This window comes from Allobosea sp. AK1, from assembly GCF_006714945.1.
GTDB classification, from domain to species: Bacteria; Pseudomonadota; Alphaproteobacteria; order Rhizobiales; family Beijerinckiaceae; genus Allobosea; species Allobosea robiniae.
Window position 1 is genome coordinate 4,066,874 of sequence record NZ_VFMG01000001.1, and the last position, 19,616, is coordinate 4,086,489.

The following is a 19,616-nucleotide window of genomic DNA, read 5'->3' on the forward strand; positions in this document are numbered from 1 at the left end:
CTCGCCGATCGCTGGATCATCGCAGTGCAGGCTAGAACTGTTCGATCTCCGTGGAAATCACTTTTCCGACAAGCGAGAGCGCTGCTGCGCGGCAGTTTTGGTCCTGACGAGAACACCATTCGCCCGGCGGCCGGCCTTCTGCTTGGGAAGGGTAGAGAAAGAGAATATTTTTATCGCGCGGTGGTCAAAAAACGAAAATATCCGCTTTTGCGGAGGCCGGATCGGACGGTGTATAGGAACATTCATCTACGGCCAGGGCCGAGCCATAAGAGATCCTGTCATGACCACCGCAATTCCCCGGACCGGCGCAGCCGGAGCCGGTTCGAAACCGTTCTACTCCAGCTTCGGCTTCCAGATTTTGGCGGCCATGGTGATCGGCCTCGTCCTCGGCTGGGTCGCCCGCAACATGGGGCCGGTCGCGCCGGGCCAGCCGAACTGGCTCACCGTCACGCTCGCGACGACCGGCTCGATCTTCGTGCAGCTCCTGCAGGCGCTGGTGCCGCCCCTGATCTTCACCGCCATCGTGGCCTCGATCAGCAACCTCCGCCAGCTCTCGAACGCCGCCGCGCTGGTCTGGCAGACGCTGCTCTGGTTTGCGATCACGGCCTTCATCGCCGTGCTGATCGGCATCGCGCTCGGCCTCCTGATCCAGCCCGGCATCAATGCCGGCGTCGCAGCCGCCAGCGCCAAGGCGCCGGGCAATGTCGGCTCCTGGCTCGATTTCCTCAAAGGCCTCGTGCCCGCCAACATGTTCGGCCTGCAGGCGACGACGCGCGTCGAGGGTAGCGGCGCGACTACGCGCCTCGGCTTCAACGTGCTGCAGTTGCTGGTGATCTCGATCGTCGTCGGCGTCGCCGCACTGAAGGTCGGCGAGCGCGCCAACAGCTTCCTCGCGCTGAACGAGTCCTTCCTGGCGATCGTCCGCAAGGTCCTGTGGTGGGTGATCCGGCTGACGCCGATCGGCACCATCGGCCTGCTCGGCAATGCCGTCGCGCAGTATGGCTGGCAGACGCTTGAGCAGCTCTCCTGGTACGCCTTCGCGATCTATCTCGGCCTCGCGATCGTGCTGCTCCTCGTCTATCCCGCGCTGCTGCTGCTGCACGGCCTGTCGCCGGCGCGCTTCTTCGCGGGCGCCTGGCCGGCGATCCAGCTCGCCTTTGTCTCGCGCTCCTCGATCGGCACCTTGCCGGTGACCGAGGCCGTGACCGAGAAGAGCCTCGGCGTGCCCCGCGAATACGCCGCCTTCGCCGTGCCACTCGGCGCGACAACCAAGATGGACGGCTGCGCCGCGATCTACCCGGCGATCTCCGCGATCTTCGTCGCGCAGTTCTACGGCGTGCCGCTCGGCATCCAGGAATATGTGCTGATCGCCTTCGTCTCGGTGATCGGCTCGGCCGCGACCGCCGGCCTCACCGGCGCGACGGTGATGCTGACGCTGACGCTCTCGACGCTCGGCCTGCCGCTCGCCGGTGTCGGCCTGCTGCTCGCCATCGACCCGATCCTCGACATGGGCCGCACGGCGGTGAACGTCGCCGGCCAGGCGCTGGTGCCGACCCTGGTCGCGAAGCGTCAGGGCCTGCTCGATCAGGCGCAGTACGACCGAGCCGGCGATATCGAGGCGATCGACGCGACGCCGCGGGCGGCGTGATCTCGAATGGCCTGGGGCGGCTGCCGCCTCAGGCCATTACCTTGCTGACGACCTGCTTCAACGCCGAGCTATCCCGTTCCAGCCAGCCGGGAACCGGCAGGTTCTTCGAGCGCAGGAACTCCGGGTTGAACAGCTTCGACTGGTAGCGCGTGCCGTAGTCGCAGAGCACCGTCACGATGGTATGGCCCGGTCCCATCTGCTTCGCGAGCCGGATGGCCCCGGCGACATTGATGCCGGACGAGCCGCCGAGGCAGAGCCCCTCATGCTCCAGCAGGTCGAAGACGATCTGCACGGCTTCTGCATCCGGGATCTGGAAGGCGATATCGACGGGCGCATCCACCAGATTGGCGGTGATCCGGCCCTGGCCGATGCCTTCGGTGATCGAGGAACCCTCGGCCTTGAGCACGCCCGCCGTGTAGTAGGAGTAGAGCGCCGCGCCCATCGGGTCGGCGAGCCCGATCGTGACCTTGGGATTGCGCGCCTTCAGCGCCATGCCGACGCCGGCGAGCGTACCCCCTGAGCCGACTGCACAGATGAAGCCGTCGACCTGGCCCGCCGTCTGCTCCCAGATCTCCGGGCCGGTCGTGTCGATATGGCCCTGCCGGTTCGCGACATTGTCGAACTGATTGGCCCAGACCGCGCCGTTCGGCTCGGTCTTCGCCAGTTCCTCGGCGAGGCGGCCCGAGACCTTCACATAGTTGTTCGGATTGGCGTAAGGCGCCGCCGGCACCTCGACCAGCGTCGCGCCGGCCAGCCGCAGCATGTCCTTCTTTTCCTGCGACTGCGTCTCCGGGATGACGATGACCGAGCGATAGCCCAGCGCGTTGCCGACGAGCGCGATGCCGATGCCGGTATTGCCGGCCGTGCCCTCGACGATGACGCCGCCGGGCTTCAATTGTCCCTTCGCCTCGGCGTCGCGGATGATCGCGAGCGCGGCGCGGTCCTTCACCGACTGGCCGGGATTCATGAATTCGGCCTTGCCGAGGATGGTGCAGCCGGTTTCCGCCGAGGCGCGTTCGAGCTTGATGAGGGGAGTGTTGCCGATGGCTTCGATGACGCCATCCTTCATGTCGATCTTCGCGCGGATAGTCATGGCAGGATTTCCCAATGTCTCTCCAACCTGATAGGCGAAAGCCTCTCATCGGTCATCAGTGAGCGGGCCTTTCGCCCCGAGTTCGGAACAATGCCAGTCGCCAAGCCGCAGGCCGGAGAAATTTCTTCTCCGAAGCTCGCCATGAATGAAGTTCTCACCGTCGATCGCCTCGGTCAGAAGGGCGACGGCATCGTGCAGGCCGCCTCCGGCAGCATCTTCATTCCCTATGCATTGCCGGGCGAGACCGTGCGTGCCGTGGTCGATGGCGAGCGCGGCCAGCTCGTCGAGATCATCGCGCCGTCCGAATCCCGCATCGCTGCGATCTGCCCGCTCTTCACCCGCTGCGGCGGCTGCGCTGCCCAGCACATGGCACCCGGCCTCTATCGTGAATGGAAGCGCCAGCAGGTCGTCACCGCCTTGAGCCGCGCCGGCGTCGAGGCGCCGGTCGGCGACCTCGTCGATGCCCATGGTGCCGGCCGTCGCCGCGTCACCTTCCATGCCCGCCGGCAGGGCGAGGCGATGGTCGTCGGCTTCATGGCGGCGCGCAGCCATGACCTGATTTCGGTCGAAGCCTGCCCGGTGCTGGCCTCGGGGCTCGATCGCGCGCCTGCCGTCGCCCTGATGCTGGCGAACCGCATGGGCGGTGCCAACAAGCCGCTCGATATCCAGGTCACCGCCTCGGAAGCCGGGCTCGATGTCGATATCCGTGGCCACGGCCCGCTCGGTGACAAGCTCAGGCTCGCCCTGACGCAGCTCGCCGAACGGCTCGACCTTGCCCGGCTCTCCAACCATGGCGAGATCGTCGTCGAGCGCCGCCCGCCCTTGCAGCGCATGGGCAAGGCAGTTGTGGCCCCCGCACCGGGCGGCTTCCTGCAAGCGACGGCGGCCGGCGAGGAGGTGCTCGCCGGGCTCGTCATGGCGGCTCTGCCCAAGGGCAAGCGCGCGGCCGATCTCTTCGCCGGCTGTGGCCCGTTCAGCTTCCGCATCGCGGAGAAGATGCAGGTTCTCGCCATCGAAAGCGACAAGGCGGCGATGCTGGCGCTGGCCAAGGGGGCAGGGGCGACGCAAGGCCTGAAGCCGATCGCGACCGAGACGCGCGACCTGTTCCGCCGCCCGCTGCTGGAGCATGAGCTCAACGGCTTCGACGCCGTCGTGCTCGATCCGCCACGCGCCGGTGCGGAGGCGCAGGTCAAGCGCTTGGCGGCGTCCAAGGTCAAGGACGTGATCTACGTCTCCTGCGATGCGGCGAGCTTCGCGCGCGACGCCGCGACCCTCGTTGCGGGCGGCTATGCGCTGGAGGCCGTGACGCCGGTCGACCAGTTCCGCTATTCCGCTCATGTCGAGCTCGTCGGCGTGTTCCGGCGAGGCAGGAAGGGCTAGGGCAGGGCTTCAGGATGAGCGCAATTCTCGATCGCATGGCCGGCATCGTAGGCAGCAAGAACGTCATCACCGATGCCGACGCGATGGTGCCCTATCTCAAGGAATGGCGCGATCTCTTCCGCGGCAAGGCGCAAGGCATCGTCCGCCCCGGCTCGACCGCCGAGGTCGCGGAGCTGGTGAAGCTCGCGGCCGAGACCGGCACGGTGCTGGTGCCGCAGGGCGGCAATACCGGGCTCGTCGGCGGCCAGATTCCGATCTCCGAGGGCCGTGAGATCATCCTCTCGCTGCAGCGCCTCGACAAGATCCGCGCCGTCGATACCGATGGCGACACGATGATCGTCGAGGCTGGGGTCACGCTGAAGCGTGCGCAGGATGCGGCGGAAGCTGCCGGCCGGCTCTTCCCGCTCTCGCTGGCTTCGGAAGGCTCCTGCACCATCGGCGGTAATCTCTCGACCAATGCCGGCGGCACTGCCGTGCTGGCCTATGGCAATGCCCGCGAACTCTGCATGGGGCTGGAGGTCGTGCTGCCGGACGGGCGCATCTGGAACGGCCTGCGCCAGCTCCGCAAGGACAACACCGGCTACGACCTGAAGAACCTCTTCATCGGCGCCGAAGGCACGCTCGGCATCATCACGGCGGCGGTGCTCAAGCTCTTCCCTGCGCCGGTGGCCCGCGCCACTGCCTTCCTCGCCGTGCCCGATCCAGCGGCCGCACTGGAGCTGCTGAATGCCGCCAAGGCCGGCGCCGGCGGCACGCTCACCACCTTCGAGCTGATGCCGCGCATCGGCATGGATTTCGTCCTACGCCACGCTTCCGGCACGCGCGATCCGCTCTCCGAGCCGTCGCCCTGGTATGTGCTGATGGAGGTCTCCGCCCAGCAGGCCACGGGGCTCGACGAGCATGTCGAGGCCTTCCTCGGCGAAGCGCTGGAGAAGGGCATCGTCACCGATGCGGCTTTGGCGGGTTCGCTGACCCAGCGCGCCGATTTCTGGAAGCTGCGCGAGATGCTCTCCGAGGTGCAGACCTATGAGGGCGGCTCGATTAAGCACGACGTCTCAGTGCCGATCCACGCGACGCCGGAATTCCTGGCGCGTGCCATTGCCGCGGTCGAGGCGATGGTGCCTGGCTGCCGGCCGGTGCCGTTCGGCCATCTCGGCGACGGCAACATCCATTTCAACGTCAGCCAGCCGGTCGGCGCGGACAAGGCCGGCTTCCTCGCGCGCTGGAGCGAGATGAACGAGGCGGTCCACGCCATCGTCGCCGAACTGCACGGCTCGATCTCGGCCGAGCACGGCATCGGCCGTTTGAAGCGCGACCTGCTGCCGGGCGTGAAGGATCCGGTCGAGCTCGACCTGATGCGGACCATCAAGCAGACGCTCGATCCGAAGGGCATCCTGAACCCCGGCGCCGTGCTTCAGGCGTAGGGCACCGTCATTCTCGGGCGAAGCGGAGCTTCGACCCGAGACTCTCATGACGAGAAGGCACTCGTTTCCGAGATGCTCGGGTCAAGCCCGAGCATGACGGCCTCCACTCAAGGCGTCGCGACATACCCATCGCGGCGCGGATCGGCGGCGCCGGTGAACACGCCCGTCGCCGGATCGACCGCCACCGCCTGCATGCCGCCGCAGCGCATCGTCCAGCCGACATCGAAGGCGCGTGCCTCGTGCCCGCGCCTGACCAGCTCGGCGATCGTCTCCGACGTGATCCGGTTCTCGATCTCGACGAGACGCCCGTCCCAGAGCCGGGCGCGCGGCGCCTCGATCGCCTCCTGCAGCGGCAGGCCGTAGACAAGATGCTGGACCATGGCCTGCGCCTGCGTCTGCATGATGCCGTAGCTGCCGGGCGTGCCGAGCGCGAGCACCGGCTTGCCGTCACGGGTCGAGAGCGAGGGCGACATGCACATCGGCAGTTCGTCGCCGGGCTTCGAGCGGTTCGGGCTGCCGGGCTGGACATCGGCCCAGTACAGGAAGTTGTTGAAGCACAGGCCCGTGCCGGGCACGACCACGCCGCTGCCGAACGGGCTGCCGAGGCTCTGCGTGATGCAGATCAGATTGCCCTCGCTGTCGGCGACCGAGAGCGAGGTCGTGTGCGCCGGGTCTTCCTTGTCCTGCGGCACCCATTGCTCGGTCGGCCCGGTCACCGGCTTGCCGTCGGTGAGGCGCTGGCGCAAGCGCGCGACCGAAGCATCCGACATGATCTCAGCGAGCTTCTCCGGCGCGGGGTTGTTATGGGCGATGCGCTCGCCGGCCGCGAGGCGGATCGCGCGATAGACGAGGTCGAGATGATCCGCCCCGTCCCGCGGCTTGGACCCGAGATCGACCTCGTCGAGCAGCTTGAGCGTCAGCAGGAACTGGAAGCCCTCGCAGGGCGGCGGCGGCACATGCACCGACAGCCCCTTGAAGCTCACGGCCATCGGCTCGCGCCAGACCATCTTCACCGCGGCGAGATCAGCCATGGTCAGCGAGCCGCCGAGCGCCTGCAGATGCGCGATGACCTTCTCGCCGAGCGCGCCGCGATAGAAATGCTCCGGCCCCTTCTCGGCGATCTCGCTCAATGTCTTCGCCAGATCGGATTGCACGAGCACGGAGCCGAGATGCATCGGCCCGTTGGGCTGGTAGTTCTTCGACCAGGCCGGGTAGAGCGCCGGAATCTTTTCCAGCAGCGGGTCGTTCTCCTCGAACTCCGCCGCGCCGAACTCGGCCAGCGCGAAGCCGTCCCGCGCCAGCGCGATCGCGGGTGCGAAGACCTCGGCCAACGATTTGCGGCCATAGGTCTTCACCAGCTCGCACCAGCCGGCGAGATTGCCCGGCGAGGCGATGGCGAGCGCGCCGCGCTCCAGATCGGTGCGCTGGCTGAAGCGGTCGGCCGGGAAGCTCGCCGGAATCGGCGGCACGAAATCGAGCACGCGCACCCGCTTCTCGGCCGCGACCCACATCGTCGAGAGGCCCATGCCGGCGAGCCCGGACATGAAAGGCTCGACCACGTTCAGCGCGGCGGCCGTGGCAGCGGCGGCGTCGAAAGCGTTGCCGCCCTGCGCCAGCAATTTTGCGCCGGCCTGTGCCGCCAAGGGATGGGCCGCGGCAACCATGCCGTGGCGAGAGGTCATCGTGGGGCGGCGGCCGTGCATCTTCAATCTCCTCCTCGTCGTCTTCTGGCGACGATCAGAGCACGAATCCGGCGCTAGAACAGGCTGCCTTGCCCGTCATCTGCGGGAGGCCGGGTCGCTTTGCGCGCATGGCGCTTCGGTTCCTCAGGCGCCTCCTCTTGCGGAAGCTCAGCCAGCGGCAACTGGATCTCAGCGGCGTCATTCGCGACCTTGTTGACGGCATTGCCGATGGCGACGGCCTCGAGCAGGTCGTCGGGCGGCGGCTTCAGCAGGCGCCCGGTCTGCTCCTGTGTCGCCTGCGGATCGAGCCAGGCGTCGTGATCGCGGGGATCGAGGATGATCGGGCTGCGATGATGGATCGGAGCCATCGTGCCGTTCGCCGGCCCCGTCATCATCGCGACCGTGTCGATCTCGGACCCATCCGGTGAATGCCAGGTCTCCCACAGCCCGGCGAAGGCGAAGAGGCTGCGATCCGGCTTGCGGAACAGGAAGGCTTCGCTGCGGGCCTGCTTGCCGGTGCCGCTGCGCCGCCATTCGTAGAAGGCATCGGCCGGCAGCAGGCAGCGCCGCCGCGTCAAGGCGTTGCGGAAGGAGGGCTTCTCGGCGGCGCTCTCCATCCGGATATTGATGACGAGCGGGAAATCCTTGGGGTCCTTGACCCAGCCGGGAATGAAGCCCCAGCGCATCAGCAGGAATTGCCGTGCTCCGTCATGCAGCCTGACGATCGGCACGGGCTGCGTCGGCGCGATGTTGTAGCGCGGCGGGAAGTTCGGCTGCTCGCGATAGCCGAAGGTCTCGCGCATCGCCTCGGGGGGCAGGGTGATCGCATAGCGTCCGCACATGCCCGCTGTTTACGTCGAGACGAGCGTTCGGAATCAACACTTTATTTGCGGTTGGGCCAACATAGTCGCCCCGGTTTGGGGTAGCGGATGAGCGTCATCGCGACGGAGATGCTGGCTGGAACGGCGGCCGATCGGCTTGATGCCGGTGTCCATCCGCGTCTGTCGACCGACTTTCTCAACCGTTACAGCGAAGCGCTGATGCTGATCGAGATGGTCGCGATGGATGAGAGCATCCTCGCCGATCTCCAGGCCTGGCAGGCTGTCGGTTACCGCGAGCATTTCGCGACATCCGCACTGCGCTGTGCTGCTTCTGCGCTCGCCGCCTATGACGAGCTGAATCCGAACAGGGCCCGTGCCTTCGACGAAGCTTGCCGTGCGATGACGCGCCTGATTCGTACGGTCACCGCGCTGCTCACGGAAACGCCGCCTCCGCCGGAATTGCCGGCGATCATCGAGGTCGCTGGTGAAGCGCTGCGCCGACAGATCGCCCGCGCGACCCAATTCATCAACGCGAATGGCGCGATCGATATCGGGCTGTTCGAGGATACGGCCCTGCAAGCCGAGATCGACGCGCTGTTGGCGCGCTGATCAGGCTGGCCGACGCGCCCCGACCAAAAACTCGCGATTGCCGTCGCCGCCCTCGATCGGTGAGGGGATCGGCCCATCCACGGCAAAGCCAAGTGTCTTCAGCACCGCGACGATCTCCTCGCAGACCTGAAGCTGGATCGCCTCGTCGCGCACGATGCCCTTCTTGAGCGCGGCACGGCCGGCTTCGAACTGCGGCTTGATCAGCGCAGCGATGCCAGCCTCAGGGGAGAGCAGGGCAGCGACCGCCGGCAGCACGAGCTTGAGCGAGATGAAGCTGACATCGATCGCAGCGAGGCTCGGCCGCTCCGGCAGGGCCTCGACGTCGAGCGTGCGGATATCCTGTCCCTCGCAGCTCGTCACACGTGGGTCGGCTCGCAGCGAGGCATGGAGCTGGTCGCGCCCGACATCGACGGCCACGACATGGCGTGCGCCGCGTTTCAGCAGCAGGTCGGTGAAGCCGCCGGTCGAGGAGCCGACATCGAGGCAGGTCAGGCCTTGCGGATCGAACCCGAAGGCATCGAGCGCGCCGGCGAGCTTCAGCCCGCCGCGCGAGACGTAAGGATGCGGCGCCTGCGCGGTCAGCTCCGCATCGGCAGCCACCATCTCCGAGGCCTTGCGCACCGGTGTGCCGTTGGCGGTGACCAGTCCGGCCGCGATCGCGGCCTGTGCCCGCGCGCGGCTCTCGAAGAAGCCGCGCTCGACGAGCAACTGGTCGGCACGGCTCTTCATGGCTGGATCGTCAGGCGAGCTTCACCGCGCTGGGTTGGCCCAGCGCAGCCTCGACGGCCTTGACGATGCCGGCGGCATCGAGCCCGGCGGCGGCATACATCGCATCCGGCTTGTCATGGTCCTGGAAGACGTCGGGCAGCGTCAGGCTCCGGATCTTCAGGCCGGCATCGAGCGCGCCATTCTGCGCCAGCAGATGCAGGACATGGCTGCCGAAGCCGCCGACCGAGCCTTCCTCGACCGTGACGAGAACCTCGTGCTCGCGGGCGAGCTTCAGGATCAGCGCCTCGTCGAGGGGCTTGGCGAAGCGCGCATCGGCGACCGTCGTCGACAGGCCGCGCTGCGCCAGCAATTCCGCTGCCTTGAGACTTTCACCGAGGCGCGTCCCGAGAGAGAGCAGCGCGATCCGCGTGCCCTCGCGGACGATGCGGCCCTTGCCGATCGGGAGGGGCACGCCGACATCCGGGATCTCGACGCCGACGCCTTCGCCGCGCGGGTAGCGCAGCGCGATCGGGCCATCGTCATAAGCGGTCGCGGTCGCGACCATATGCGTCAGCTCGGCCTCGTCCGCGGCCGCCATCACCACCATGTCCGGCAGGCAGGCGAGATAGGCGATATCGAAGGAGCCAGCATGGGTCGCGCCATCCGCGCCGACGAGCCCGGCCCGGTCCAGCGCGAAGCGCACCGGCAGCTTCTGGATCGCCACATCATGGACGATCTGGTCATAGGCACGCTGCATGAAGGTCGAGTAGATCGCCACAAACGGCTTGTAGCCTTCCGTGGCGAGGCCGGCCGCGAAGGTCACGGCGTGCTGCTCGGCGATGCCGACATCGAAGGTGCGGCCCGGGAACTCCTTGCCGAAGGCGTCGAGCCCGGTGCCGGACGGCATCGCGGCCGTGACGGCGACGACCTTGTCGTCTTCCCGCGCCTGCTTGATCAGCGCGCTGGCGAAGACATTGGTGTAGCTCGGCGCATTCGCTGGCGCCTTCGCCTGCTGCCCGGTGACCGGATCGAACTTGACCACGCCATGGTACTTGTCGGCGCTGGCCTCGGCGGGCGCATAGCCCTTGCCCTTCTGCGTCACGACATGGACGAGGATCGGCCCGCTCTCGGCGTCGCGGACATTGCGCAGGACCGGCAGCAGATGGTCGAGATTATGCCCGTCGATCGGCCCGACATAGTAGAAGCCGAGCTCCTCGAACATCGTCCCGCCGGTCCAGAAGCCGCGGGCATATTCCTCGGTGCGCTTGGCCTTGTCGTGGAAGAAGCGCGGCAGCTTCTCGGCGAGTTGCTTGGCGACCTCGCGGATCGAGCGATAGGTCCGCCCCGAGACGAGCCGCGCCAGATAGGCCGACATCGCGCCGACCGGTGGGGCGATCGACATGTCGTTGTCGTTGAGGATGACGATCAGCCGCGAGCCGAGCGCACCGGCATTGTTCATGGCTTCATAGGCCATGCCGGCCGACATCGCTCCGTCGCCGATCACGGCGATGACATTGTTCTTGCCACCCGCAAGATCGCGCCCGACGGCCATGCCGAGCCCGGCCGAGATCGAGGTCGAGGAATGGGCGGCGCCGAAGGGATCGTAGGCACTCTCCGTGCGCTTGGTGAAGCCGGAGAGCCCGCCCGGCTGGCGCAGCGTGCGGATGCGCTCGCGCCGTCCGGTCAGGATCTTGTGCGGATAGGCCTGATGGCCGACATCCCAGATCAGCCGGTCGCGCGGCGTATCGAAAACATGATGCAGCGCGACGGTCAGCTCGACCACGCCGAGCCCGGCGCCGAGATGGCCGCCGGTGACCGAGACGGCATCGATCGTCTCGAGCCTGAGCTCGTCGGCGAGCGCGTGCAGCTTGGCGTCGTCGAGGGCGCGCAGATCGGCGGGCTCGTGGATCGTGTCGAGGAGCGGCGTGGCGGGACGGGGCACGAGGCTGTCTGATCCTTCACTGGGGCGCTCCCGAAATAGAGCCTGCGCGGCGCGCTGGCAAACCGTGCTTGCGTTTCCGCGTCGACCGACGGCGGTCGCCCCGTCTTGCCACGAAACGGGTGGTTCCCGTGCCGGCAAGGCGTTTCAGTACGCTGACGACTGTTTCCGAGGACGCCAGGTCATGCAATCGACCGATATGACGCCCCTGCCGATGGCATTTCGCCGCATCGGCTGGTCCAATCTCTTTGCCCAGTTCTCGGAGCAGATTGCGCTCGCCGCAGCGCCTCTGGCCGCGGTTCTCCTGCTCGCGGCCGGGCCGGCAGAGACAGGCTGGCTGCAGACGGCGCAGACCTTGCCCTTCCTCCTGCTGTCGATTCCCGCCGGCCTGATGGTCGACCGCGCCTCGCGCCGCCGCCTCATGGTCGGCACGGAGGCGCTACGCGCGGTCTCCTTGCTGGCGATCCCGCTGCTGCTCGCCGCCGGTAGCCTCAACCTGACCTGGCTCGCCCTGCTCGGCGCGCTCGGCGCCATCGGCACGGTCTGCTACAGCGTCGCGGCGCCGGCTTTCGTTCCCTCCGTGGTGCCGCGCGAGCGGCTTGCCGACGCCAATCGCTGGCTGGAACTGGCGCGTAGCGCCGCCTATGCCGGCGGGCCTGCGCTCGGCGGGGCGCTCGTCGGCTGGATCGGCGTCTCCACCGCTTACGGGCTGGCGGCCGGGCTCTCGATCCTAGCCGTGCTCATGCTTTCCGGCCTGCCGAAGGACGAGGCGCCGTCCGGTCCGCGCCGCGACCTGCTGCACGATCTCAAGGAGGGCGCCCGCTTCGTCGCCGGCCATGATCTGCTCCGGCCGATCCTGATGACGGCGGTGTTCTTCAACGTCTCCTGGTTCATTTTCCAGGCGATCTATGTTGCCTATGCCGTCCAGAATCTCGGACTGAGCGCGACGCAGGTCGGCTTCACCTTGGGCATCTACGGCGCCGGGATGATCGTCGGCGCTGTCCTCGCGCCGGCCATCGCGAAGCAGGTCACGTTTGGGACGCTGATTCTGCTCGGCCCTTTCGCCGGGCTCTGCGCCGCCGGCGTGATGTTCGCGACGCTCTGGATGCCGTCGGTCTATCTGGTCGCTGCGAGCTTCTTCCTGTTCGGCGTTGGGCCGATCATCTGGACGATCTCGACCATGACATTGCGCCAGGCGGTGACGCCGAACGCCATGCTCGGCCGCGTCTCCGCCCTGATCATGACCGCGACCTTCGGCGCACGGCCGATCGGGGCCGCGATCGGCGCCTCCGTCGCGGCACATCTCGGCATCGCCGCCTGCCTGGGCCTCGCGGCCACAGGCTTCCTGGTCCAGTTGCTGGTGATCGGCTTCTCGCGGGTCCCGAAACTGCGGGACATCTCCGAGGCCGTCTGAGGCGGCCTCAGCCCTCGGGCAGGGGGATGAACTCGCTCTCGTCGCCGGGCACGGTGTCGAAGCGACCGGTCTTCCATTCCTGCTTGGCCTGCTCGATCCGCTCCTTCGAAGACGAGACGAAGTTCCACCAGATGTTGCGCGGGCCGTCCATCGGCTCGCCGCCGACGATCATCACACGGCTCTGGTCGATGGCGAGGATCGAGATGCGGTCGCCCGGCTTGAAGACGAGGAGCTGGCCGGCGCCGAACTCGTCGCCGGCGATATCGACCTTGCCGGAGACGATGTAGATCGCGCGCTCGTCATAGTCGGGGTCGAGCGGCAGGATCGCGCCGGGCGAAAGCACCGCCTCGGCATAGAGCGCGTCCCAGGGGAATTTGACCGGCGAGGTCTGGCCATAGGCCGAACCCATGATCAGGCTGATGCGCTTGCCGCCCTCGACGATGCGCGGCAGATCGCCGGCGCCGTGATGCTTGAACTCGGGCGCGACCTCCTCATGCGTCTTCGGCAGGGCGAGCCAGGCTTGGATGCCGTAGAGCTTCGGGCCGCTGGCGCGGGCTTCCATGCCGGTGCGCTCGGAATGGACGATGCCGCGGCCGGCCGTCATCAGGTTGACCGCGCCCGGCTTGATCGCGAGCGCTGTGCCGAGCGAGTCGCGATGCATGATCTCGCCGTCGAAGAGATAGGTCACGGTCGAGAGCCCGATATGCGGATGCGGGCGCACGTCCAGCCCCTCGCCGAGATGGAATTCGGCCGGGCCCATCTGGTCGAAGAAGATGAAGGGGCCGACCATTCGCTGGCCGATTGCCGGCAGCGCCCGGCGGACCTGGAAGCCGCCGAGGTCGTGGGAGCGGGGCACGATCACCTTCTCGATCGCCTCGCAGGAGCGGGCATCGCCCAGGACTGGATCGTCGGCGGGGAGTTGCGACATGATGGCCTCCTTGGTTGAGGCCGAATCTGGCCCCCTGGAAGCGCGTAGGCAAGCGCCGGCTCGCAACCGGTCGCTGGCAGAAATGCAATGCCGCGACACCAGGGGCGCCGCGGCATTGCGTATTGATCTTGCGAGGCGCTAAAGGCGCCGCCGGGGTCGGTTCAGTTCTCGACGTCGAGCGGGGCAGCGCCCGTCGGCTTGCCGTCGGCGCCGAGCGTGATGCGCTCGATGCGGGCTTCCGCCTGCTTCAGCAGTGCATCGCAACGCGCCTTCAAGGCCTCGCCGCGTGTGTAGATCGCGATCGATTCCTCGAGCGGGACGTCGCCGCGCTCCAGCCGCGCAACGATGCCTTCGAGCTCCTTCATCGCTGCCTCGAAGGGCAGGGTGGCGACATCCGTGTTGGTCTTCTCTTCGCTCACAGGCCTGATTCCTCTTTGCGCTGAGCTTATCGGCTGGAGCGAGCCCGGCCGCAACCCGCTTCGCGGCGCTGCTGACTCAGACCGGCAGGGCGGAGGTCTTCTTGATCGTGCGCAGCGTCAGCGTCGACTGCACGCGGGTCACGCCTGGCAACTGGGTGAGAATATCGGTGTGGATGCGCTCGAAATCGGCGCTGTCGCGGTAGATCACCCGCATCAGATAATCATGCGCGCCGGCGAGCAGGTGACATTCGAGGATTTCGGGCAGGCTCTGCACCGCCTGCTCGAAGCTCTCCAGCGAGGCGCGGCCCTGCTGGTCGAGCGTGACGAAGACGAAGGCCGTGCCGGGGAAGCCGGCGATCTTGTCGTCGAGCATCATTGCATAGCCGCGGATCAGGCCGCTGTCCTCAAGCTGGCGCACGCGCCTGAGGCAGGCTGAGGGCGACAGATGCACCCTCTCGGCAAGGTCCGAATTGGTGATGCGCCCGTCCTGCTGGAGAATCCGCAGGATGGAGCGGTCGCGCGAATCGAGCTCGATCGTCATTGTCACGGTGAAGGCCTCCCGCGCGATGCATCGTCGCAAAATTCGTCCGATGCAAGCAATGTTCTGCAGCGATCTGGCGCGAGCGCCGTCGTTTTCACAGCGCAGGCGGCGAAAGCCTGCAGGAAGCTGCGCGGCCTGAAATGGGATTTCAGGCGAGCGGCATGGCGAAAGGCGTGCCTTCGAAGGCGTCGGCGCCGCGTCCGATTCGCTCGATCGCGCGGATCATCCGGCCGCGCCGCCCCAGCGTCGTATCGGCCAGGGCGACGAGCCGGGCATTCGGCGTGGCGGAGGGCGCGACGCTGCGCAGCACGTCCGCTACCTCGTCTTCGTCACGCTCGGGTCCAAGCGCGCAGGCTGCGATATAGGCCGCCGCCGTCGAGCGGCTGATCCCGGCCCAGCAATGGACGACCATCGGCGCGGCGCGGTCCCAATCGCGAAAGAACGCGAGGAGCCGCGCCATATGCTCTTGACCGGCGAGGACATGACCGTCGAGCGTCTGGCTGATGTCGGACATCCCCAGGAAGAGATGCCGCTCGGGCGCGATCCCGGCCGGACGGGGAACTGTCGTGCCGACATTGATCAGCGTCACGAGATGTTGGGCGCGGACGGCGGCAACGGTCTCATCCAGCCGTGACAGCGGGGAAACGTGAAGGGTGGGCAAGGGCCGGCTCCGTGACGGTGGGCAGACGATAGCATGATCGACAGTGCCGGCGTCTCCATGACATGGAGGCGCTGCCCCGATCGATCCAGCGCCGAAAAGCTCCCCATGAATCTCTGGCTCCGCCTGATCTGGCTCCTGCTGACGACGCGCTTGCGCAAGCGGCTCGACCTGCCGGGCGAGGCCTCGGTCCTGCCCTTCCGGGTCTGGTTCCACGACCTCGACACCAGCCTCCATATGAACAATGGCCGCTACTGGTCGCTGATGGATCTCGGCCGGCTCGACCTGATGCTGCGCAGCGGCCTGTGGCGGGCGGTGCTGCGCCATCGCTGGCTGCCGGTGGTCAATGCCGGCACCATCCGCTTCCGCCGCGAGATGCGCCTGTTCCGGCCGTTCCGGGTCGAGACGAAAATCCTGTGCTGGAGCGAGACCTGGCTGGTGATGCAGCACCGCATGCTGATGGCGGGCCGCGATGGCACCGAGATCGTCGCAGCGGTCGCGCTCGTCCGGGCGGCGCTCTACGACAAGAAGGCGCGGGCCTATGTCCCGGTGGCGCGTTTGCTCGGCGAGATCGGCGTCACCGCCGAGAGCCCGGAGCCGAGCCCGGAAGTCGCGGCTTTCCTCGCCTCCGAGGACGCCATGCGCAGCGCCGCTTCGGCCGCAGGCTAAGCGGTTACTCCGCCGCCAGCCGCGTCGCCCGCCATTGTGCCAGCAGCGCGCGAAGGGCAGCGGGCTTCAGCGGCTTGTTGAGCAGGTGCACGTCGAGCGCGTTTGCCGCCTCGCGCACATGCTGCGTCCGGTCGGCGGTGAGCAGGATCGCCGGCATCGGCGTGCGCGCTCGGGCCCGGAGCGCGCTGATCGCGGTCAGGCCGTTGCCATGGTCGAGATGGTAGTCGGCGATCAGGACATCGGCCTCGCCCTTGCTGCCGACATGCGGCAGCGCCTCTTCGAGGCTGGCGGCGATCGTGACCCGGCAGCCCCAGCCTTCGAGCAGGCGCTTCATGCCGTCGAGGATGGCGGGCTCGTTGTCGATGACGAGAAGTCGCATGCCGGCGAGCTGCCCGGCAGGCGCGCTGCGCGCCGCTGTCGCCGTCGTCATCGCCGGCAGCGGCGCGGCGCGCGGGACCGAGACCGAGAAGCGGGTGCCGCGGCCCGGCGCCGAATCGAGCGTCAGTCCGTGGTCGAGCGCCCGCGCGATGCGCTGCACGATCGAGAGGCCCAGGCCGAGGCCGCGCGCCACCTTGGCGCCCTGGTCGAGCCGCTGGAACTCGCGAAACACGGTCTTCTGCTTGCTCTGGGGAATGCCGAGCCCAGTATCGATCACCTCGACCGCGACCTGGTTGCCCCGGCGCCGGCAGCCGATCAGCACCTTGCCGCCCGGCGTGTACTTGATCGCGTTGGAGATCAGGTTCTGCAGCAGACGCCGCAGCAGCCGCCGGTCCGAGCGCAGCGTCAGGCTGGTCGGCATGAACACCAGCTTCAGGCCCTTTTCCTGGGCGCTCGGCTCGAATTCGCGCTGGAGCTGACGCATCAACTCGTCGAGCCGGAAGGAGGACAGCTCCGGCTTGAGCGCGCCGCCATCGAGCCGCGATATCTCCAGAAGCGCCGTCAGGATCTCTTCGACGGCGTCGAGCGAAGCGTCGATGTTCTCGGCGAGTTCGGGCTGGCCACTGCCTCGGTCGCGCTCGACCAGCGAGGTCGCGTAGAGGCGCGCGGCATTGAGCGGCTGCAGGATGTCGTGGCTGGCGGCGGCGAGGAAGCGCGTCTTCGAGGCGTTGGCGGATTCTGCCTCGGCCTTGGCGCGCTGGAGCTCGGCATTGACGTGCAGCAGTTCCTCGGTGCGTTCGGCGACGCGGCGTTCGAGGCCCTCGTTGGCGCGTTCGAGCTCCTCCTCGCCCGCGACCGTGTCGGTGATGTCGGTATAGGTCGTGACGAAACCGCCGTCCGGCAGGGCGTTGGTGCGGACCTCGATGACCTTCTTCGACGGGTAGAGCTTCAGGCGCACCGGCTCGCGGTCGTTGATGAAACTTTCCAGCCGCGCCGCCATCAGCTCGTCGCGTGCGCCGGTGCCATAGGCGCCGCGCGCCGCGTTGTAGCGCACGATCTCGTCGAGGCCGGTGCCGAAACGCACCAGCGAGGCCGGCAGGTCGTAGAGCTGGATGAAGGCCTGGTTCCAGGCGAGCAGCCGGAGATCCCGGTCGAGCACGGTGATCCCCTGGCCGGCATGGTCGAGCCCGTGCTGGAGGATGTCGCGGTTGTACTGGAGCGCGGCCGAGGCGTCGTCGAGCAGCTTGAAGGCGGCTTCGGTCGAGAGGTTCCGCCGCTTCAGCAGGAGCGACAGCACGAGGCGCGAGGAGGCCGCGCCGATCGCCGAGGAGAGCAGGTGTTCGCCGAAGCGCAACAGGTGGATATCGGCCTGGCGGCCGCTTTCGGAAGCCTCGCCGCGGCCGCTGTTGAAGCTCTCGAAGGCGCGCTGCGTGCGCTCCGCTCCGAGATAGCGCGCGATCGTCGATTGCAGCTCGCCCTCGGTGATCGTGGTGCGCCACAGCGAGAAGGACTGCGCCATCGTCGCCGGCTGGGACTCGACGAAGGCATTCGCCTGCAAGCGCTCCATCGCATTGGCCGGACGCAGCAGCGAGAAACCGATATAGGCAAGGATGTTGAGCCCGAGGCTCCAGAACACGCCATGCGGCAGCGACGGCCATTCCACTCCGAACAGGGCTTCGGGCCTCAAGGTGCCGGCTCCGAACGGGCCTGATGCGACGACGCTGCTCCACCAGCCGCCGGGCAGCGCCAGGCTCGGCATCAGCAGCGTATAGGCCCAGACCAGCGTGCCGATCGTCAGCCCGGCGGCGGCGCCGAGCGCGGTGCCGCGCCGCCAGAACAGGCCCCCGAAGAAGGCGGGCGCGATCTGCGCCGTTGCCGCGAAGGACAATAGGCCGATCGAGACCAGCGCGGCTTCGCCGGAGGCGCGATAATAGACATAGCCGAGCAGGATCACGAGGAAGATGCTCAGCCGCCGGATGATCACCACCTGGGAGCCGAGATCGCCGCCGAGATTGCTGTCGCCCGCGCTGCGCCCGCCGAACAGCCTGACCGCGCGACCGGGATCGCTGAGGCCGCGCCGGCCACGCAGCAGCAGCGGCATCACGAGATGGTTCGAGATCATGATCGCCAGCGCGACCGAGGCGACGATCACCATCGCCGTCGCGGCCGAGAGTCCGCCGACGAAGACGAAGAGGGCGATCACCCCGGCCTCGCGCTGCAGGGGCAGCAGCAGCACGGTCATGTCGCGGTCGACGCCGCTGCCGGGGATCAGGATCTCGCCGGCCGCCGCCAGGGGCAGCACGAACAGGTTGATCAGCACGAGATAGAGTGGGAACATCCAGGCCGCGCGGCGCACGTCACGGACATCGCGGTTCTCGACGATCGTCATGTGGAACTGCCGCGCCAGCAGCAGTGACGCGCAGCTCGACAGCAGCGTCAGCGTCAGGAAATTCGGCCAGCTCGACGTGCGCTCCCAGATCGGCAGGGCGCCGTCGGCGGGTTTCGCCGCCTGGGCGAGCAGGTCGCCGGGGCCGCCGAACAGCCCGTAGACGATGAAGAAGCCGAGCACGAGGAAGGCGACCAGCTTGATCAGGGATTCGACCGCGATCGCCAGCACGAGCCCGTCCTGGTGCTCGGTCGCGTCGATATGGCGGGTACCGAAGGCGCAGGCGAAGCCGGCGAGCACGATCGCGACCAGGAAGGGCAGGTCGCTCAGCACCGGCACGTCCGGCGTCGGCGCATGGCCGCCGGTCGCCGCCAGGAAGACCGAGAGCGAATTGGCGACCGCCTTGAGCTGCAGCGAAATATAGGGCAGCGCCCCGATCACCGCGACGATGCAGACCAGCGCTGCCACGCGCTCGCTCTTGCCATAGCGGGCGCCGACGAAATCGGCGATCGAGGTGATGTTCTGCGACTTGGCGATGCCGACGATGCGGCCGACGAAGCGGTGGCCCAGCCCGATGACGAGGATCGGCCCGACATAGATGCCGAGGAAGTCGAAGCCGGCGCGATTGGCGAAGCCGACCGAGCCGTAGAAGGTCCAGGAGGTGCAGTAGACGCCGAGCGCCAGCGCATAGATCGTCGTCCGCGCCCGCCCGGTCATCAGCCTGCGCCCGGAGGTATCGGCAACATGGGCGACGGCGAAGAGCCCGCACAGATAGGCGAGCGCGACCAGCACCACGGACCAGGCGGGGATCATGCCGCCCTCATGGAGGCCGTGTGCGAAGTGGGCCGGAGTGCAGGCGCCATGGAACTCGGTTTCCGGATTTTCCGTAGAGTATCGGACCGCCCGTCCGCTCGCCATA

General features: G+C 67.7%; 16 protein-coding genes. 6 read left to right on the top strand and 10 right to left on the bottom strand.

Translation table 11 applies throughout. From position 1 onward, the window contains the following. The first annotated feature begins 280 nt into the window (after window positions 1-280). Window positions 281-1,648, top strand: a complete 1,368-nt coding sequence (locus tag FHT98_RS19610; protein ID WP_142114993.1) for a dicarboxylate/amino acid:cation symporter — start codon at window positions 281-283, stop codon at window positions 1,646-1,648. 28 nt (window positions 1,649-1,676) lie between these two features. Here FHT98_RS19610 and FHT98_RS19615 read toward each other — a convergent pair whose 3' ends face one another. Then, on the bottom strand, window positions 1,677-2,741 hold the full coding sequence (locus FHT98_RS19615) for a cysteine synthase A (protein WP_465246916.1): 1,065 nt from the start codon (window positions 2,739-2,741) through the stop codon (window positions 1,677-1,679). 141 nt (window positions 2,742-2,882) lie between these two features. Here FHT98_RS19615 and FHT98_RS19620 point away from each other — a divergent pair, with 141 nt between their 5' ends. Together FHT98_RS19620 and FHT98_RS19625 are read left to right on the top strand one after the other, a co-directional pair. Beyond that, a complete protein-coding gene (locus tag FHT98_RS19620) occupies window positions 2,883-4,121 on the top strand; it encodes a class I SAM-dependent RNA methyltransferase (RefSeq protein WP_142114994.1) in 1,239 nt (412 codons plus the stop codon). Between the two features lie 14 nt (window positions 4,122-4,135). Then, window positions 4,136-5,545 carry an FAD-binding oxidoreductase gene (locus FHT98_RS19625; RefSeq protein ID WP_142114995.1) on the top strand — a complete coding sequence of 470 codons (1,410 nt, stop codon included), beginning with the start codon at window positions 4,136-4,138 and terminating at the stop codon, window positions 5,543-5,545. Between the two features lie 107 nt (window positions 5,546-5,652). On the opposite strand, the gene FHT98_RS19630 is transcribed toward FHT98_RS19625, so the two are convergent. Both FHT98_RS19630 and FHT98_RS19635 read right to left on the bottom strand, forming a co-directional pair. Beyond that, entirely contained in the window at window positions 5,653-7,248 is a 1,596-nt protein-coding gene (locus FHT98_RS19630; protein ID WP_142114996.1) for a gamma-glutamyltransferase family protein, read from the bottom strand. A 53-nt stretch (window positions 7,249-7,301) separates the two neighbouring features. Beyond that, window positions 7,302-8,069: an SOS response-associated peptidase gene (locus tag FHT98_RS19635; protein WP_142114997.1), complete on the bottom strand. Its 768-nt coding sequence runs from the start codon at window positions 8,067-8,069 to the stop codon at window positions 7,302-7,304. An 87-nt stretch (window positions 8,070-8,156) separates the two neighbouring features. On the opposite strand from FHT98_RS19635, the gene FHT98_RS19640 reads away from it, so the two are divergent. Beyond that, on the top strand, window positions 8,157-8,657 hold the full coding sequence (locus FHT98_RS19640) for a hypothetical protein (RefSeq protein ID WP_091855812.1): 501 nt from the start codon (window positions 8,157-8,159) through the stop codon (window positions 8,655-8,657). Here FHT98_RS19640 and FHT98_RS19645 read toward each other — a convergent pair whose 3' ends face one another. Together FHT98_RS19645 and dxs are read right to left on the bottom strand one after the other, a co-directional pair. Then, window positions 8,658-9,386 (bottom strand): TlyA family RNA methyltransferase, encoded by a 729-nt coding sequence (locus FHT98_RS19645; protein ID WP_142114998.1) that lies wholly within the window; start codon window positions 9,384-9,386, stop codon window positions 8,658-8,660. Window positions 9,387-9,396: 10 nt separating this feature from the next. Then, window positions 9,397-11,307, bottom strand: a complete 1,911-nt coding sequence (gene dxs / locus FHT98_RS19650) for a 1-deoxy-D-xylulose-5-phosphate synthase (protein WP_142114999.1) — start codon at window positions 11,305-11,307, stop codon at window positions 9,397-9,399. A gap of 181 nt (window positions 11,308-11,488) precedes the next feature. Here dxs and FHT98_RS19655 point away from each other — a divergent pair, with 181 nt between their 5' ends. After that, window positions 11,489-12,718 carry an MFS transporter gene (locus tag FHT98_RS19655; RefSeq protein WP_210244392.1) on the top strand — a complete coding sequence of 410 codons (1,230 nt, stop codon included), beginning with the start codon at window positions 11,489-11,491 and terminating at the stop codon, window positions 12,716-12,718. 7 nt (window positions 12,719-12,725) lie between these two features. Here FHT98_RS19655 and FHT98_RS19660 read toward each other — a convergent pair whose 3' ends face one another. The 4 genes from FHT98_RS19660 to FHT98_RS19675 form a co-directional block, all read right to left on the bottom strand. Continuing rightward, the gene (locus tag FHT98_RS19660) at window positions 12,726-13,646 is read right to left on the bottom strand and encodes a pirin family protein (RefSeq protein WP_142115000.1); all 921 of its coding nucleotides are present in this window, start codon (window positions 13,644-13,646) and stop codon (window positions 12,726-12,728) included. Between the two features lie 161 nt (window positions 13,647-13,807). Beyond that, a complete protein-coding gene (locus tag FHT98_RS19665; RefSeq protein WP_082617056.1) occupies window positions 13,808-14,065 on the bottom strand; it encodes an exodeoxyribonuclease VII small subunit in 258 nt (85 codons plus the stop codon). A 76-nt stretch (window positions 14,066-14,141) separates the two neighbouring features. Then, on the bottom strand, window positions 14,142-14,606 hold the full coding sequence (locus FHT98_RS19670; RefSeq protein WP_185745280.1) for an Lrp/AsnC family transcriptional regulator: 465 nt from the start codon (window positions 14,604-14,606) through the stop codon (window positions 14,142-14,144). A 148-nt stretch (window positions 14,607-14,754) separates the two neighbouring features. Then, complete coding sequence (locus tag FHT98_RS19675) at window positions 14,755-15,267, bottom strand: tyrosine phosphatase family protein (RefSeq protein WP_142115001.1); 513 nt, start codon at window positions 15,265-15,267, stop codon at window positions 14,755-14,757. Window positions 15,268-15,372: 105 nt separating this feature from the next. On the opposite strand from FHT98_RS19675, the gene FHT98_RS19680 reads away from it, so the two are divergent. After that, a complete protein-coding gene (locus FHT98_RS19680) occupies window positions 15,373-15,933 on the top strand; it encodes a thioesterase family protein (protein ID WP_142115002.1) in 561 nt (186 codons plus the stop codon). A gap of 4 nt (window positions 15,934-15,937) precedes the next feature. Here FHT98_RS19680 and FHT98_RS19685 read toward each other — a convergent pair whose 3' ends face one another. After that, a complete protein-coding gene (locus FHT98_RS19685) occupies window positions 15,938-19,510 on the bottom strand; it encodes a PAS domain-containing hybrid sensor histidine kinase/response regulator (RefSeq protein WP_142115003.1) in 3,573 nt (1,190 codons plus the stop codon). Window positions 19,511-19,616 lie beyond the last annotated feature (106 nt).